The sequence below is a fragment of the Pseudoalteromonas caenipelagi genome (assembly GCF_013140855.1).
GTDB classification, from domain to species: Bacteria; Pseudomonadota; Gammaproteobacteria; order Enterobacterales; family Alteromonadaceae; genus Pseudoalteromonas; species Pseudoalteromonas caenipelagi.
Genome location: NZ_JABBPG010000002.1, coordinates 724,486 through 741,809 on the forward strand (window position 1 = coordinate 724,486; position 17,324 = coordinate 741,809).

At 41.0% G+C, this 17,324-nt stretch carries 12 protein-coding genes; 10 read left to right on the forward strand and 2 right to left on the reverse strand.

What is annotated here, in order from left to right:
* Positions 1 to 102 precede the first annotated feature (102 nt).
* A complete protein-coding gene (locus tag HG263_RS07860; RefSeq protein ID WP_171625521.1) occupies positions 103 to 492 on the reverse strand; it encodes a hypothetical protein in 390 nt (129 codons plus the stop codon).
* Positions 493 to 936: 444 nt separating this feature from the next.
* Here HG263_RS07860 and HG263_RS07865 point away from each other — a divergent pair, with 444 nt between their 5' ends.
* The 9 genes from HG263_RS07865 to HG263_RS07905 all read left to right on the forward strand — a co-directional run bounded on the left by HG263_RS07865 (position 937) and on the right by HG263_RS07905 (position 14,080).
* Positions 937 to 1,413 carry a DUF3293 domain-containing protein gene (locus HG263_RS07865; RefSeq protein WP_171625522.1) on the forward strand — a complete coding sequence of 159 codons (477 nt, stop codon included), beginning with the start codon at positions 937 to 939 and terminating at the stop codon, positions 1,411 to 1,413.
* 652 nt (positions 1,414 to 2,065) lie between these two features.
* The gene (locus tag HG263_RS07870) at positions 2,066 to 4,378 is read left to right on the forward strand and encodes an ATP-binding protein (protein WP_171625523.1); all 2,313 of its coding nucleotides are present in this window, start codon (positions 2,066 to 2,068) and stop codon (positions 4,376 to 4,378) included.
* Between the two features lie 107 nt (positions 4,379 to 4,485).
* On the forward strand, positions 4,486 to 5,205 hold the full coding sequence (locus HG263_RS07875) for a glycoside hydrolase family 25 protein (protein ID WP_171625524.1): 720 nt from the start codon (positions 4,486 to 4,488) through the stop codon (positions 5,203 to 5,205).
* Positions 5,193 to 6,104 carry a hypothetical protein gene (locus tag HG263_RS07880; protein ID WP_171625525.1) on the forward strand — a complete coding sequence of 304 codons (912 nt, stop codon included), beginning with the start codon at positions 5,193 to 5,195 and terminating at the stop codon, positions 6,102 to 6,104. The genes HG263_RS07875 and HG263_RS07880 overlap by 13 nt, the downstream gene beginning before the upstream one ends.
* A 290-nt stretch (positions 6,105 to 6,394) precedes the next feature.
* Positions 6,395 to 9,016 (forward strand): TonB-dependent receptor plug domain-containing protein, encoded by a 2,622-nt coding sequence (locus HG263_RS07885; protein WP_171625526.1) that lies wholly within the window; start codon positions 6,395 to 6,397, stop codon positions 9,014 to 9,016.
* Positions 9,017 to 9,062: 46 nt separating this feature from the next.
* Entirely contained in the window at positions 9,063 to 9,926 is an 864-nt protein-coding gene (locus tag HG263_RS07890) for a substrate-binding periplasmic protein (protein ID WP_171625527.1), read from the forward strand.
* Positions 9,923 to 11,587, forward strand: coding sequence for a methyl-accepting chemotaxis protein (locus HG263_RS07895; RefSeq protein ID WP_171625528.1), 1,665 nt, complete (start codon positions 9,923 to 9,925; stop codon positions 11,585 to 11,587). The genes HG263_RS07890 and HG263_RS07895 overlap by 4 nt, the downstream gene beginning before the upstream one ends.
* A gap of 67 nt (positions 11,588 to 11,654) precedes the next feature.
* A complete protein-coding gene (locus tag HG263_RS07900; RefSeq protein ID WP_171625529.1) occupies positions 11,655 to 12,872 on the forward strand; it encodes an Nramp family divalent metal transporter in 1,218 nt (405 codons plus the stop codon).
* A gap of 98 nt (positions 12,873 to 12,970) precedes the next feature.
* On the forward strand, positions 12,971 to 14,080 hold the full coding sequence (locus HG263_RS07905) for a type 1 glutamine amidotransferase domain-containing protein (protein WP_171625530.1): 1,110 nt from the start codon (positions 12,971 to 12,973) through the stop codon (positions 14,078 to 14,080).
* Positions 14,081 to 14,163: 83 nt separating this feature from the next.
* On the opposite strand, the gene HG263_RS07910 is transcribed toward HG263_RS07905, so the two are convergent.
* Complete coding sequence (locus HG263_RS07910) at positions 14,164 to 14,943, reverse strand: thioesterase II family protein (protein WP_171625531.1); 780 nt, start codon at positions 14,941 to 14,943, stop codon at positions 14,164 to 14,166.
* Between the two features lie 226 nt (positions 14,944 to 15,169).
* Between HG263_RS07910 and HG263_RS07915 the strand changes: the two genes are divergently transcribed.
* Positions 15,170 to 17,212 (forward strand): bifunctional 2',3'-cyclic-nucleotide 2'-phosphodiesterase/3'-nucleotidase, encoded by a 2,043-nt coding sequence (locus HG263_RS07915; RefSeq protein ID WP_171625532.1) that lies wholly within the window; start codon positions 15,170 to 15,172, stop codon positions 17,210 to 17,212.
* Positions 17,213 to 17,324 lie beyond the last annotated feature (112 nt).

Sequence of the window (17,324 nt, forward strand, 5' to 3'; positions counted from 1 at the left end):
GGTAAAAAATATATATTGCAGGCGCTAAAAGTGATTAAAAGCAGTGAGGTGACGCTGTGCACCCCACATTAAATTGAAGTAATGCAGCTTACTTAATGTGACTTAGTAAGCTGTAAAGTAACTCACGTTAACATTACCTTCGTGATATAGGAAGTTTACTTGATGATAATGGATATCTACAACAACGGTTGCATAATCGGTGCGAAATGCATACTTGCTAGGGTCCTTTGGAATTGAATAATAGCATTCGGCTTGCGCATATAAAAACACGTCTTCGCTAGGTGGAGCAAAATAATAAACTGGGTTTTGCTCACACCCTTGTAGCTCGTATCCAGCGTTATGTAACTGCTCTTTTACCACCTGATACGTTCGACCATATTCTAATACTTCTTGCGCAGAAAAATAGCCTGATGATAGGTCTGGAGTTGCTAGAGATGAAAAGCTAGCTGATGAAATTAGACCTGCAATCGTGGTTAACAGTAATTTTTTCACAACGAATTCCTTCTAAATTTAAAGTGATAAATGCCTCAGTGGCGGGTGTATCCTAGCGTAAAAATTTAACTTTGCACGTTAAATTTTGATGACATTGTAGAAGGCGTTTCTATTTAAAAAATTGATTTAAATCAATGGTTAATGTTTAATTTTCTCCGTAAAATATTTATTCCAAGTGTAAAAGAATCGACGTTGTTTCATCAAACATTATATATTTTAAAAGGTGGAACTTGTCACAAATAAGCACTATGCTTGCTGGTTTTTTTATTTGCTTATAAGTGTTTTTGTGTATAAGTTTTGCTCTCTTTATTGTGCCGAGTGTGCTAGTTAAAAAGTATTGATTTTATTTTGAGCAGGTGACGACGAAAAGAAATGACGTGACTTTGACAACGAATTTTGATTTATAGTGGTTTAAGTCAATATGTTAGTGGCAGGGTAGGTATTTTGATAGCACAGCACCTTTGGCAAGTGTATCGACAAGTTTATTTTCAGCCTTGTGATTTGCGCAATGTGAAGCGGCATCACCTGAATGCCACAAAACTGGTGAAAAACAGTGCTGTGATCAGTCTTTGGAACCCTTTGGGTAAAAAGTACACATTAAAAAGAAATAATTTATTGGCAAGGTGTTCGTTAAATGAGCTAAATCGAGCTGGCTTTCGCTATGTCAGCCTTTGGGGTGGCAACGAATCATTTAGCTACAGAGAACTCAGCGCGATGGTTAAAGTTTCACTTGATACGGCTTATAAAATTGCTAAGCGATTAAATCAATTAGCTTTTTACTATATTGATACCAACAATTGCTTGTGGCTGGTGGAAGTATCAGCAAACAAACGTAAGCGTATTGTATGTACTGATATTCGGGCTAGATTTGTACAAGTTCCCCTACCTGTAAACAATCTTGCACTAAAAAAATATAAGTGAGACCAACACAAAAGGCTGTGTTTGCTCAAGTCGTTCGCAGAGGAGAGCTTGACCTTTGTTAGCATGACATAATCGCGGTTAGGTGTGCTTGTTGTCATTCTACCCCTATTTACGAGTCTCATTACATGTTAACTATCTAGGCTGTATTGAATAACGTTGTCAGTTTGACCTTCTTTTTGTGGTGTGTAGCTAGCAAGGAATGAAGCAGTATCTGTCACTTTTGTGCTCTTTGCGGCGTAAATGTTTGAGGCAATTCAGATGAGTTTAAATCGAAACTGCCTACTTCCCGAATTGAACCATCAGCCATAACATAGCTAGCAGAGTTCATTCATCAGTCACATCGATACATTTTCAAAGGTGTGTGCTGTTTAAATTTGGCCATTGAGCAAAACGAATATCAAAACGATTACTGTGTACTGCATCGTCTCAGTATTAAACCAGTTAATAATAGAATTGGGATGGTGTGTTTTTACAAATACTCACTAAAACTTAATGAGATAAGTTATCAAATTTTGGCGATAAACCGCATATTTATACTAAACTGTAACGCACATTCATCACTCTTTTTGTTGATATGCGTTTAAAAAGTCGTTTGATAAGTGTTTTACTATTTTGTTCGTTATTACCTTTATTGCTGGTTTTTTTGTTAACCATGACGCATACCAGTGAACTGACTAAACAGCTCAGTATTAAAGCAATACAAGCACAGTTGAATAACGGTGCCATGGTGTTTGATCGATACTTTAGTCAGCGCAAAGCTGAGCTGGCCGTTATGGTGAACGATCAGCGTGTACAGAGCATGCAATTTAGCCAGATGCAGCAGTATTTACAAAATGAAAGAGACCGCAGTAATGGTATATATGAAAAGTTTATTGTTGGTGAGCTCGACGGTAGTTTTTATAACACTGAAGGCGGAAATCCTGCACAGGGACTACAACGCACATTTGATGATTTAGACCCCCAATCCCCCAAAAAAAGCCTTGTTCAGCGGGACTATTGGCAGGTAATTATAGGTCAAAATACCGAACAGCAGCCACTTGTGTACGTGTCAGAACCAATGATCTCCTACACCACAGGCGTGAGACAACTGACCGTTGGTGCCAGTATTATAAATGAGCAAAACAAACTTGTGGGCTTGTTAGCTGGCAGTATTCCTTGGCGAGAAATAGACAGGCTAACCACATTAATTAAAGAGAACATAGAGCACTCATTTACAGATAAAGCGAGGGTGATGATAGTGTCTGCCCATGGCGCTTTTATTTATCATTGGGATAAAGACAAGGTGATCCACTTACGGCGTAACAACACTGGGCTTGTTGTTAATGACATGGGTGAATATGAAGCACAAATACAATACATTTCAGAGCAAAGTGACTCTAAACTAAAAGCCATCGGGCTAAGAATGGTCGCAGGGCACACGGGCTATGAGATGCTAACGAATATGGACCATGGGCAGGTTGATCACATCTTTTTTGCGCCCATTGAGTCTGCTGGCTTTAGCATTGCTATGGTATTGCCTGATGAGGTGATATTTGCACAAGTACAGTCGCTTCAGAACCTGTTGTGGATGGTACTTGCAGGTGTATTTGTAATGGTGCTATTTATCGCTTGGTGGCTATCTGCAAAGTTATATGCGCCCATTGAGGCTTTAACGACAGCTGCTCAGCAACTTTCTTCTGGCCACTATGATTATCCAATTAGCTCATATGGTAAAGATGAACTTGGCGACTTAGCTCGTGCATTTAAACACATGCGTAAAGAACTAGAGCAACGAGGAAACAGTCTAGAAAAGCGCGTGCAAGTCCGTACTGAAAAGTTAAAAGAAGCAGCGCAACAGGCACAACGCAGTACTCATGCAAAAAGCCGTTTTTTAGCGAATATGAGCCATGAAATTCGCACACCACTTAATGGTATTTTAGGCACCATAGAGTTGTTGAAAGAATGCGATGATCTCAATAGCGAACAAGCACAATTGTTGCATGTGTGTAGTCAATCTAGCACTCACTTACTTAATGTTATCAATAATATATTGGATTTATCTAAATTAGAAGAAGGACAAGCAGAAGCGCAAATTAGCTGTTTCTCAGTGATGGAGCTCGTTGACAGTACCGTGAATATGGTCAAGCCATTAGCGGACGAAAAAAGCTTAACGCTAGATACGAATATATCACCAACAGTCCCCCAATTTGTACGAAGTGATATTGCGAGATTGCAGCAGGTTTTAATTAATGTGCTGAGCAATGCCATTAAGTTCACTGAAAATGGTTATGTGCATTTAGATGTTGAGCACCAAAGTTATGCATCGCAAGATATTTTGAAAATAGTTGTTTCAGATACAGGAATTGGAATTTCTGAGCAAGATTTAGATCTAGTATTTGAACCGTTTAAACAAGCTCAAGAATCTGCTACTAACCGATATGCTGGCACAGGACTAGGGCTTAGCTTATGCAAAGAGCTACTGACATTACTTGGCGGCACGATCCATATGGAGTCGCAACAAGGGGTCGGTACTAAAGTATTTATTACGCTACCAGTCGAAATTGCGGATGATATTTCAGAGCAAAATCTAGATACGCTACAGCAACTCCCCGAGCTGTTAACAGGGAGTGTGTTACTTGCTGAAGATAATGACGTGAACCTTGTGGTTGTAAGTACGATGTTGGTGAAGCTTGGGTTAGAAGTGAGTACCGCCAAAGATGGCATACTGGCGCTTGAACTACTTGAGCAAAAGCACTTTGATTTAGTACTCATGGATGTACATATGCCGAATTTAGATGGTTTAGAAACGGCCAAACGTATTCGTCAGACGAATAAGTACCGTCATTTACCCATCATCGCGTTTACCGCCAATATTTTTTCTGAAGATATAAACGCGTGTTTTAATGCAGGAATGGACGACTTTATCAGTAAGCCAGTAAAACTAGAAAAACTAAAAGAAGTATTGTCCCGCTGGTTGATTTGTTGATTTGTTGATTTGTTGATTTTTTAGTCTGTACTTTTGACTTTATTTATAATTAAATTACTGAATAAGTTAATATAATTCGTATTTGCGAAATGCTTCAAGGAAATGAAATGAGTTATAAACTGTTAACTCAGATAGTTGTGTTGTTGGTCATCGTTATTTTATGTATCAAAAGACCGATGTTGTTTGAGACATTTATATCTGCAAAACCCCTCCCTGACTTTACCCAAGGTATTCACGGTATCGATGTCTCTCATGATCAAGGTAAAGTTGATTGGCAAAAAGTAGCCCGAAGTGGCATTCAGTTTGTTTATTTAAAAGCGACAGATGGAATTACTTATACAGATCCAAAATACTTTCAAAACCTCGCAGGCGTAAAAGCCACCCATTTAGAGGTGGGAGCATATCACTTTTTTGAAGCAGAAGATGACCCTAAAGCGCAGTTAGACAATTTTTTACGCCATATTAAAGGTAAGTCGCTGACCCTAACACCTATGATAGATGTTGAATTACAACGCGCTCAAAGCGCCACACAAATCAAAGCGCGCTTACAGCAATTTTTAACCGCCCTGGAACAGCAAATTGGCTGCAAACCGCTTATCTATAGTTATGGTAGTTTTTGGCAAGTTAATATTGGCACTGAGTTTAATCACTATCCGTTTTGGTTTGCTGAATATAATCAAACCATGCAAGCACCCTCAAAACTTAAGAACATCCAGATTTGGCAATATTCGCAAAAAGGCTCAGTACCTGGGGTTGATACTCCCGTTGATTTAGACAAAATCCTTGATGAGCAACAAGGACTGGAGGCGCTAAAATGCAATTACTAACATCACTTAGCCACTTTGTGGTTAAGCAAAAATATCGCTTTTTAGCGGCATTGTTTGCTGTATTGGGCATTTGGTTACTCATAGCCATTGCTCAAGGACATTTTGCTAAAAGCACTTTGATTAATGATAACAAACAGTTGTATCAGGCAAACGAACACTATTTACAACAAGTAGAACAGCAGATACTCAAAGACTTGGCTGATGTGAATGTGCTTAATGCTGCGCTTAATGTTGCTAAAACTAGCCAGTTTGGTATTTCCTTTATTGTTGATTTTAATGTGGAAATAGGTAGTTTACTGAGCGACTTATCAACGCTACTTGAAAAAACCAGTCATTACCTGTTTTGGTCTTTGGCGTTGGTTGGTGCAATACAAGCGTTTACTTTTTTGGCAGAGCAGCTCTCCCCGTGGCTATTTCAGGCAATGTTACTTTATGCCAGCGTATGGGCGCTTTTGTGTGTATTTGAGCCTAAATTACGCCACCGTCCTAGCTTGCAATGGTTAGCAAAGGCTTTTGCGATGGTTTTTGTACTTTGTCACATGATAATTCCATATAGTATTCATGTCAGTGCCCAGACCTCTACGCTCGTGGCGTCTGAGCTTGGTCATAAAGCGGATATTGGCTATTTTAATGATGTTGCGCAAGAAATGCATACCCAATTATCGAGTACTGACCTAAAAGAGAACGCAAAACATGGTGTTAAGGTGTTACATAAGGCGCTGGCGGTTAAGCTCTCAAGCAAGGTATTAAAAGGTAATAGCGTCGTGACACATAATCTTGCACACAAATTTATCGCCTTTATTTTATTACCGTTGCTGTTTGCGTGGTTACTTTACTTATTAATTAGACGTTGCTTACAGAGTTTATTAAAGTTTCCACAGCAAACGGCGCAAAACTAACCTAATACAGCCATGCTGCCACTAAGGCATTCGCCAAGGCATTTTCGAACGAGAATGCCTTGGTTTGCATTAAATATGTTTTTCGATGTTTTTTTCTCTGTTTTAATCTTTATTTCTTTTTATATACCTCACCTTTTGAATAATTTTTTATAAAAGCAGTAAGCCAGAGCTGCTTATTTATGACTTTTAAAAATACCAGACTATGCTTGATCTAGTTATTTTGTTTTGCGCGCTGTTGGCACATGGAGGTGGCTAAAAGCTCTTTAATTAAGTAAAACTTTATCGAGGAAATGATGGGTAATTATAAATCTCACCTGCTTTGGTGCTTGAGCATCCTTTCTATACCTACAGGTGCTTACGCCGAGTCAAATGAAGAGGTGCAAGCACAAAGTTCAATTGAAACGATTACAGTAACAGGCTCTCGAATAAGGCGCTCGGTACAAGCTGAAAGCTCATCACCCATATCAAGTACGGAGTTAAGTGATTTAACTGACATAGGTGCTAATGATGTCCGAGATTTAATTGAGGTTCTTCCCTTTAATGCAGGCTCACAGAATAATTCAGACAATTTGTCGCAAAACTTTACAGTCGGTACATCAAACGTCAACCTCAGAGGGTTGGGGGTATCTTCTACCTTGGTGCTACTCAATGGGATCAGACAGGTCACATCGGCAGTTGTAACAGATCAAGGGGCAAGTTTTGTAGATACCGCCTCGTTAGTGCCAGCGCTTGCTATCAAGCGAGTTGAAATTCTAAAAGATGGTGCATCTGCCATCTATGGCTCAGATGCCGTTGCTGGGGTTGTCAATTTTATTACTCGAGATGACTTAGAAGGTGGAGAGCTACAATATGAATACCGCAGTCGCTGGAGCGAAGGCAGTCAAGACGATACCAAAATTGACTTTGCGTATGGCGGATATGTTGGAGACTCTGCCCATATGCTGCTGGCTATCAGCTACTTAGAACGCTCGAGTTTATTACTGGACGAAGTTGATTGGTTGAAACCTGCGACAAGTAGCTTTGGAAACCCTGGTAGCTTTGTTATTCCCTCACTAGCCGATGAAAATAATCCAAGCGGTTTAACGGTTGCTGACCCTAACTGTGTTGCGAATGGTGGTAGTTTGTCACAGGGGGCAAATGGCAACTCGTTCTGTTTGTTTGACTTTGGTCCTCAAATTACTGCCGTGCCTGACGAAGACAGATTACAAGCTTATGTCCGAGCCAAGTGGGATTGGAGTGATACCACGCGGATGTGGGCAGAGGCGGGCTATGCCAGAAATAAAATCACCCGCGAGGTGTCACCGAGTTTTCCGGTTTTAAATGCCCCTAGTATTTTGGCCTCACACCCAGATAATCCTTATGGCGAAGACATTTTCTTTCGCGGCAGACCATACGGCGTTGGTAAACCAACAGAAACAAACTACTACGACCATACCACGACAAGAGTTGCCTTTGGTGCCGATGGTGAGATAACGGAAGGTATCTATTGGCAGGCTTCTTTTGTCGCAGCAGCCAATGATGCCATTGTCAATCCAAGGGACGTTATTACTGATAACTTCCAAGCCGCGTTACACGGGTTTGGTGGCAATAAGTGTCGTGGCGCAGCGACCTCACAGGCTGGCGTGGGGGAGTGTTACTACTTCAATCCATTTGACCCACAAGACCCTGATAATGAACGTTTAAGAGACTATATTATCGGTGACTATATGGGCGATGCTGAGTCAGAAATGCGCGTGTATGAAGCCGTTATCACCGGCGACTCATTATTTGAGTTAGATGGGGGAGACGTTGGTTTTGCCATTGGTATTCAGTATCGAGATGAATCAATCAACAATGTATATGACTCGTTTACGCAACAAGATAGTTTTGCGTTTTTAATTGGTAATCAAAACTTCACTGGTGAGCGCAACGTTAAAGCGCTATTTGCAGAAGTACTGTTACCTGTGAGCGAAAACCTAGAGCTGGGTGCTGCAGTTAGGTATGAGGATTATGGCGAGTTTGGTGGCGACACCACTAACCCCAAAGTCTCATTTTTGTGGCTAGCAACTGAAGAGTTATCTTTTAGAGGCACTTTTAGTACCTCGTTTCGAGCGCCTTCTGTTCATCAATTGCAAGGTGTGCAAACCAACTTTGCCAACATCACAGATCCAGAAGATGGCTCTACGACTTTTGGCGGTAATCGCACCATTGGCGATCCAAACCTAGTTCCTGAAACCTCCGAGGCTCTTAATTTAGGCGTGTCTTATGCCTATGATGATTTTAACTTTGATATGGATTATTGGGATTTCTCCTTTGAAGATGTACTCACAAGAGAAAGTCATCAAGCGGTTGTCAATGCTAACCCGAATGACCCCTCGCGTGTTGTTAGAACATCAGCTGGCACGATTTCTATCGTTAATACCAAGTTTATCAATGCCGAAGCCATTGATACTTCAGGCATTGATATTAGTGCTTCGACAATTTACCGAACTGATTATGGCGATTATTCTCCACAGCTCAAAGCAACGTATTTACTTAGCTATGACCTAATGGACGCCAGTGGTAAAACCACCGATGGCTTAGGCAAGTTAAACCTAAATACAGTAGGAAATCCGTCTCCTCGTCTGCGTGGCAGCATCGGGCTTAATTGGTCAAATGGCATGCACAGAGCAAATGTTTATGTTCGACATGTTGCCAGTTATACCAATGATATCAGTGGTGCAAATATCGAGTCGTTCAACACACTTGACTTGCAATACGGCATGAACTTAGGGCAAGTCCTAAAAGAAGATTCTGAATCTAACTTAATTGTAGGCGTAGTGAATGCCACTGATGAGGCACCGCCTTATGTTGCTGTTGCGGGAAGTTACGACCCACGCACTGGTGATCCGAGGGGGCGGCGCGCCTATATCAAGTTCCAGTTTAATTTTTAATCGTTAAACGGATGGTCATCTTGAATACTGAAAAAGAATAGCAAAAATGCGGTGTAAATTGACTATTGTTGCACTGTTGTATGCAAGCTCGCTATTGGCTTCTAACGCGCAAGCTCGCATTATCAATCTGGTTACGCTTGAGTACCCTCCTTATGAATTTCAAGGGGCTCAAGACGCCAGTGGTATTGCTGTTGAAATTGTGCAAGAAGCGTTTTCACGTATAGATCAACCTATTAATATTGTTTTTATGCCTTGGGGAAGAGCGATAAGAGAGGTTAAGGCAGGTCGTGTAGATGGTATTTTCACTATTTACAAAACGCCAGAAAGAGAAACCTTTATGGACTATTCCCAAGAGATATTAATTGAACAGTCTATTAGTTTTTTTGCGCTAAAAAGCCAGCCCATTTACTTTAGCGGTCGCATTGCTTCTTTATCTCCCTATCGCATCGGTATTGTACGAAAGGTGAGTTATGGTGAAGAAATAGATAATGCGATTCAATCTGGCACGTTAGAAAATTTAGTGACCACCGACACCGGTATTAATAGCTTTAAATTGCTGCTGGCCGACCGAGTAGATGTCGTTATAAGTAATCAGTTAGGCGGTTTTGAAATTCTAAAGCGTCTGGGTATTGAAGGCAAAGTTCAGCCAATCCCTTCTTATTCATATGAAATTCCAAGTTACATTGCGTTTTCAAAAAACAAGAAGCTTGAATCGATTAAAAAGCGTGTAGAGGTTGCACTTCGAGACATGAAGGAAGATGGCACATATCAAAAAATCGTAGATGAATATTTAAAGCATTACAGAGAGCATCAGCCAAAGCCGTTCAACAGCCCAGAGTTAGGTGCTGATATGGTTGGTAATGAATTCCAAGCAACACAGCCGTTGTTTGTAAGAGGAACCAGAGAATGAAACTGAAGATTAAATCTAGGCTGATATTACTATCTCTGATTCCCGTTATCATTATCTCCTCAGTTGTGATCACACTCACCTATGTTGAGGCAAAAAAGCTCAGTGAAGCACAAGAAGAATTAAGCAAAAAAGAAATGATGCGTATGAAACGCGCTGAATTAAAAGCCTACTTAGAAATTGCACAAAGTATGCTATTCGATTTAAAGCGTAGCAATAGTCCTGAGTCGGAGGTTATTAAGTTATTACGCAATATTAAATTTGGTCAGTCAGGCTATTTATTTGCCTTTAAACCGGATGGTACAAGGGTTATGCAAGGCGATAGCAGCCAAGGCATAGGTAAAAATTTCATAGACCTAAAAGACAAAAGAGGTAATTACTTAGTTAAAGATATTATTGACTCGGCTAAAAGTGGAGAGGGTTATTCGGTTTATTATTTTCCCAAGCCCGATCAGAGCGAGGCTATCCCAAAACTTGCCTATAGCATCTACTTGCCCGACTGGGACCTCATCGTGGGCACAGGCTTCTACACAGAAGATGTTGATGCTTTGCTTAAATCAATGCGAGAGAAGAACAACAAGCAAGTGGTAGACAGCATTCAAGGTATTCTTTTATTTACCCTTGTAGTCTCTATTGTTGTTGCAATTTTGGGCCTGATAATCAGTAAAAGTATTACCGTACCGCTACAAAAATTTGAAGAGACCATCGATATATTTGCCGCAAGGGACGCAGATTTAACCGCACGTATTCCTGATTTTACCTTACCCGAATTTGATAGTTTAAGTCGAAACTTCAACATTTTTTTAGGCCAGTTACATGAGTTGATCATCAAAGTTGCCAAATTGACCAATGAAGTGGTTGCCGAGACTCAGCAAATTGCCTCTGCATCGTCAGAAATCAACGCGATTTTGCTACGCCAGCAATCTGAAACAGAAATGATAGCAACATCTATGACTGAGCTGACGGCATCGGCTGAAGAAATATCACGCAATGCCAATGAAGCGGCAAACTCTGCGCAAAATGCCAATAACAGTGCACAAAAAACGCAAACGTCAGTGGATGAAGCAACCGGATCCGTTAACACCTTGGCCAAGAAGCTTGATGAAGCAAGCAATGTTATCTCAAAGCTAGAAGGTGATGTTCGTAATATTTCCGGTTCTTTATCCATTATTCAAGAAATCGCAGAGCAAACTAACTTGTTAGCGCTCAATGCCGCCATAGAAGCTGCAAGGGCTGGGGATCAAGGACGCGGATTTGCGGTTGTGGCTGATGAGGTTAGAGAGCTTGCAACACGAACACAAAAGAGTGCGGCACAAATATTATGTGTGATTAATACACTAACCGATGGTTCTAAGGATGCCGTTAATGCAATGGAATCGAGCAAAAGTTTCAGTTCACTGACGGTAGAAAAAGCGGCTTCAGCATCGGAATCTTTGCAGCATATTGTGCAGTTTATTCATGAGATCTTAAACGTGAATGAGCATATTGCGGGTGCAACAAAAGAGCAGGATATTGTTGATAAGGAAATTTCACAGCGTACCGAGTCGATATCTGAGCACAGTAAAGAGTCAGCCGCAATCGGCGAACGCAATTTAGAAATCAGCTCTAATTTGAGTAAAAAGGCGGGTGAGCTGGCTACGATTGTAAATCGATTTAAAATTTAGTCCTGAGCAAAGGATTGATATTTAAAAGACTTTTGGCCAAATACTCTCTGAAAACAGGATGGCATATATGCTGGTTAAATTAAAAAACTTTGGCCCTGGCGTGATTGTAACCGCGGCATTCATTGGCCCAGGTACAATAACCGCCTGTACATTAGCGGGTGCTAACTTTGGGTATGCGCTGCTATGGGCTTTGTTATTTGCAACGGTGGCAACGATTATTCTGCAGGAAATGTCGGCGCGTGTCGGAATTGTCACGCAAAAAGGACTTGGTGAAGTGATCAACCAATCGTTATCTCACTCATTTTGGAAGTGGCCGTTGTTTGCGCTGATAATCATTGCCATCTGCATTGGTAATGCCGCTTATGAAGCCGGTAATTTGGTGGGAGCTGCACTTGGTATTGAAGCGATAACGAACACTCATAAGTGGATTTTTAGAGGGTCTATCATTGCCTTGACTGCCATTGGGGCAATTATTTTAATGCAGGGCACTTATAAACAAATTGAACGTATATTAATTACTTTAGTCTCTGTTATGGCATTGGCCTTTATCATTACCTTTTTTTTAGTTAAGCCTGACTTTGCGCTGTTGTTTAAAGGGTTGGTTTCTCCTGCAATACCAGAGGGCAGTTTGCTTACGGTAATTGCGTTGATTGGCACGACAGTCGTGCCTTATAATCTGTTTTTACACGCCTCTACCGCTAAGTCACATTGGTCAACACCCGACGATATTCCAAAAGCGCGCTCTGATACTATTATTTCAATTGGATTAGGTGGGCTAATCGCTATTTTGGTTACTGCTACGGCGGCTGCCAGCATTTTTACTTTAGGGTTGAGTGTGAATAGTGCGCTTGATATGGCGATAATTTTCGAGCCAACGTTTGGTAGTTTGTCTAAATATTTACTGGGTATTGGGCTATTTGCTGCGGGCTTGAGCAGTGTGATCACTGCGCCTCTTGCCACCGCATACGTGATCTCTGAGTTGCTTGATCTTAAAGGCGATGTCAATTCTAAATCATTTCGACTCATTTCAATCAGTATCATTATCATCGGGGCATTGCTTTCGATGGCGAACATTAAACCGATCCAAATCATTATTTTAGCGCAATTTGCCAACGGCTTACTATTACCCATCATTGCTGGTTTTTTACTGTATGCAATGAACAATCGCAGTATGTTAGGACAGCATGCTAATACCAAGTGGTCAAACTTTTTGGGCTTTTCGGTATTGCTTTTTACTGCGTTTTTAGGGGTAAGGTTAATAGCAAAATCATTGGGCTTATATTAAAGCGCGCAATTTTTAATTTTCACGGTTATTTCACATCTCATCCTTTAGCTTAGGTATTCATCTTCGGTGTTCATACTATAAGTTAAAGGAAGTCACTCATGTACAAATTAATATTACCCACGGTTTTACTTGCTGCAAGTTTCACTATATATGCTGGTGATGCGCCAAATGTGGTCATGGTGCTCAGCAGTCATGGCCAACTCAATGCTGATGGTGAGTTGGTTCAGCCAGGCTATGAATTTGACGAGCTAAGTAAAGCTTATCGTGTTTTTAAGGCGAATGGTTTAGACATTACTTTTGCAAGTCCAGCGGGCGGCAAACCAATTGCAGACAAATTTGATAAGCAAAAACCGTATAACCAAGCGTTTTTACAAGACACTCCGGCCGTTACTGCGTTAAGTGCAACCTACAAAATAAGCGAACTAGATGCAGGTGATATCGATGCTGTGTTTGTGGTTGGGGGTAAGGGTCCTATGTTTGACTTGCATCAACATAAGCCGCTGCAAAGCTTGATAGCCAACGTCTACGAGCAAAAAGGCGTTGTTTCAGCTGTGTGCCACGGTCCTGCTGCATTTGTAGATGTTAAGCTAAGTAATGGGCAATATTTAGTTGCTAATAAGCGTGTCAATGGTTTTACTAATGAAGAAGAAGTGGCGTTTGGTAAAAAGTGGCGACCTCACTTTGCGTTTTTGCTAGAAGATAAACTCAAAGAACGCGGTGCGCAGTTTACCCAGGCAGGGCTGATGCTAAATCATGTACAAATAGATGGCAACTTAATTACTGGTCAGAACCCATTTTCAACTGCTGACACTGCAATAGAAGTTGTACGTGCGTTAGGGTTAGAGCCTGTAGAATTGCCGCCGAATAAAGATGATAAAACCATGGCTTTGGTTGCAAAAATGATGGCAGGTGAACAACAGGCTATAGCAACCTACGAGCAGAACAAACAAGACTATGACACTATGCTAGTGGCAATGTCAGGTATCTATCAGTTACAGTTTGCTGAGCAAGAGCAAACTGTAGACCGTGCGGTTAAGCTACTGGAGCTTACCCAAAAACAAGTAAACCATCCAATGCTTGATTTAAATCTAGCACAGGGCTATATCAAACAAAATAAACAGCAACAAGCAAAAGCAGTGGTAGAGGCGGTGATCAAATCACATCCAGACAACCAAAAAGCAAAAGAACTGCTGTTGTCTTTACAGTGATGTTGTTGGTGTTTATGTTGGCGCAAGTTGTTAAATAACTTGCGTCATTTTGCCAATTTACAGCGGTTCTATTTTAGTTAAAACTAGCCTGCATGACTCAATATCCTGTCTTCGTATATATCTTTTATAATGGCGCAAACTTCAGCACCCACCTGCGTATTATGACTGTCTATAAAGAAATGGTCGCCTGCGAAGTTTTTATAGGTGAACTTACCTGAAAAATAGTTTTGCCAATCGCGTTGTTCTTGCTCGGTTATTTCGTCTTTTTCCCCGGCAAATACACTAAGATCAGCGGGAAATTGTTCAGAGCCAGTATATCTATAAGTATCAGCCAGTTTGAAGTCGGCACGTAGTACCGGCATAAATAGGGTCATCAGCTCTTCGTTTTCAAGCACTGCCGGTGGGGTACCGTTTAGGTCTTTAAGTTTTTTGATAAAGGCATCATCATCTAGCAAGTGTGTGCAGTTTTTACTGCGGTCTTTGCTCGGATTAGCACTACCAGAGGCAACAAAATGACAGGGAGTTTGTAAGCCGCGTTGGTGCATTTTTCTTAGTATTTCAAAAGATACCCTTGCCCCGAGACTGTGCCCATAAAAAATGAAGTCGCAGTTTAAATGGGGGGTTAATACCTCAATCAGTGTATCAGTTAAGGTGTCCATACAATCTGCAGGGGGCTCACTAAAGCGACTACCTCGTCCTGGCATTGAAACCATGATTTGTTCGACGTATTGAGGAAGCGTGCTTTGCCAGTCGCTAAACGATCTTGTGCTACCTCCAGCATATGGGAAACAGATTAGCTTTAACGTCGCTTGTGGGTTTGGGTTAGGAATATGTAACCAGGGTGTTGCTGCTAAGTGACTCATTTTAATGCTCTTTTTTGATTCTTAGTCATTTTTCGAGATATAAGTTTGAGTGTATCTCTTTAGTGCCTAAAAAGAAACCTGTCAAGTCTCTATAGCAAAACACACAATTATTTTGTACCTAAAAGTCATAATTCTGGCATCAATTTGCCATGAATAATTCGCCTAATTGTCTTTTTTCCACTCTATAGTACTTGCTCTAATTTAGATAAAACAAAGAGCACGGATTATGAAAACAAAGTTATTACCATTAGCAATATTGTGTGGCTCAAGCGCATTATTTGCTGGCTGTTCAGATTCAGACAATAGCAAAGCTGTGAAAAAAGTTGAGGTGTCAAAACCAGTTATTGTAAGTGAGGGTACAAAGATAGAAGTACGTTTATTAGAAACAACCGACTTACACGCTAATCTTTTAAACTATAACTATTTTGCTGATAAGCAAGACGATAAAGTGGGTCTGGTAAAAACGGCGGCGCTTATTCGCCAAGCAAGAGAGCAAGCCACTAACTCAGTGTTGGTTGATAACGGCGATTTAATCCAAGGTAGTCCGTTGGGCGACTATATGGCTAAGGTTAAAAATTTGGCTGATGGCGATGTACACCCGGTATATGCTGCAATGAATACGCTAAATTATGATGTGGCGAATATTGGTAACCACGAATTTAACTTTGGCTTAGCGTTTTTAAACGAAGCGATTGACGATGCTAACTTTCCATACATTTCGGCCAACGTATTTAAAGACGATGGTGATGATGATGCAAACAATGACGAGCCTTTGTTTTCACCTTACGTGATCCAAGATAAAACCTTCAAAGATACACAAGGAAAAATTCACACGATTAAAGTTGGTTTTATTGGCTTTGTACCGCCACAAATTATGCAGTGGGATAAAGCGAATTTAGAAGGCAAAGTCATCGCCAAAGATATCGTTGCAATGGCGAATAAATACGTGCCTAAAATGAAAGAAGAAGGGGCTGATTTAATCGTCGCTATTCCACACTCTGGCTTAGAGGTAAGTGCTCACAAACCTTTGGCTGAAAATGCAAGCTACTACTTGTCTAAAGTTGAAGGCATAGATGCCATCATGTTTGGTCACGCGCATGCTAACTTTCCTGGCGCTCGTTATGAAGGCCTAGTAGAGCACGGTGTCGATATTGAAAAAGGCACGATTAATGGTGTAGCAGCTGTGATGCCAGGTTTTTGGGGAAATAACCTAGGTGTGATTGATTTAACGCTGGAGTATCAATCAGGTGCATGGCAGGTGAGCGACTCACAGTCTTCTTTACAGCCGATTTATAAAACCGATGAAAACCGTGCCACAATCGCACTGGTTGAAAACGATGCGCAAGTTGAGTCTGCAATAACCCAAGCACACCAAGAGACACGAGATTGGGTTAATGCACCCTTTGCCAAAATTGCGGCACCAGTAAACAGTTATTTTGCGCTCGTAAATGATGACCCTTCAATCCAAATCGTAACAGACGCACAAATTTGGTATACCCAAAAAATCGTGCAAGGCACAGAATTAGAGGGGTTACCTATCTTATCTGCGGGGGCGCCGTTTAGATCGGGCCGTGGTGGGGCTGACGATTATACATCTATCGCTATGGGTGATATTGCCTATCGTAACGTAGCTGACTTGTACATTTATCCAAATGTATTGAAAGTGCTAAAGCTAAACGGTGCGCAAGTTAAAGAGTGGCTAGAAATGTCAGCGGCTCAATTCCAACAAATTGATACAAGTAGTGCTGATGTACAGATGCTTATCAATGCACAGTTTCCCTCTTATAACTTTGATGTGATTGATGGCATAACCTATCAAATTGATGTCACTCAACCTGCTCGTTATAACGCAACAGGAGAGAAGGTGTCTGATAGCCAGCGTATTGTCGAGCTTAAATACCAAGGTAAACCTGTTGATGCAGAGCAAAAGTTTTTGGTTGCAACGAATAACTATCGTGCGTCTGGTGGTGGTAACTTCCCAGCGATTACAGCGGATAAAATTGTTGTTGATTCACCAGATGAAAACCGCCAAGTGGTAGCCGACTACATTGCTTACCAAAGTAGCAAAAATAATGGTAAAGGCTTAAACCCATCGGCTGATATGAACTGGTCATTTGCGCCTGTTGCAAACGTGCAGATTCTCTTTGCCAGCTCAAATAGTGACGATGCAAAAGCATATGCACAGCAATTCAGTCACATCATTCCTACAACTGAAGTTAATGAAGATGGTTTTGCGATTTACCAGCTTGATTTAACTCAACCTCAGTAATTTGTGCTGATCTAGCACAAAGTGAGCAGCCTTACTGATGGGCTGCTCATGATGACCCCTAGCTGCAGTCTTTGTTATGCAAAGTGATAGGAATTTCAAACAATAACGGGAA

Coding starts and splice junctions, on each gene's coding strand:
- HG263_RS07870 (WP_171625523.1), top strand. CDS start 2,066: ATGACGCATACCAGTGAACTGACTAAACAGCTCAGTATTAAAGCAATA.
- HG263_RS07875 (WP_171625524.1), top strand. CDS start 4,486: ATGAGTTATAAACTGTTAACTCAGATAGTTGTGTTGTTGGTCATCGTT.
- HG263_RS07880 (WP_171625525.1), top strand. CDS start 5,193: ATGCAATTACTAACATCACTTAGCCACTTTGTGGTTAAGCAAAAATAT.
- HG263_RS07885 (WP_171625526.1), top strand. CDS start 6,395: ATGATGGGTAATTATAAATCTCACCTGCTTTGGTGCTTGAGCATCCTT.
- HG263_RS07890 (WP_171625527.1), top strand. CDS start 9,063: ATGCGGTGTAAATTGACTATTGTTGCACTGTTGTATGCAAGCTCGCTA.
- HG263_RS07895 (WP_171625528.1), top strand. CDS start 9,923: ATGAAACTGAAGATTAAATCTAGGCTGATATTACTATCTCTGATTCCC.
- HG263_RS07900 (WP_171625529.1), top strand. CDS start 11,655: ATGCTGGTTAAATTAAAAAACTTTGGCCCTGGCGTGATTGTAACCGCG.
- HG263_RS07905 (WP_171625530.1), top strand. CDS start 12,971: ATGTACAAATTAATATTACCCACGGTTTTACTTGCTGCAAGTTTCACT.
- HG263_RS07910 (WP_171625531.1), bottom strand. CDS start 14,943: ATGAGTCACTTAGCAGCAACACCCTGGTTACATATTCCTAACCCAAAC.
- HG263_RS07915 (WP_171625532.1), top strand. CDS start 15,170: ATGAAAACAAAGTTATTACCATTAGCAATATTGTGTGGCTCAAGCGCA.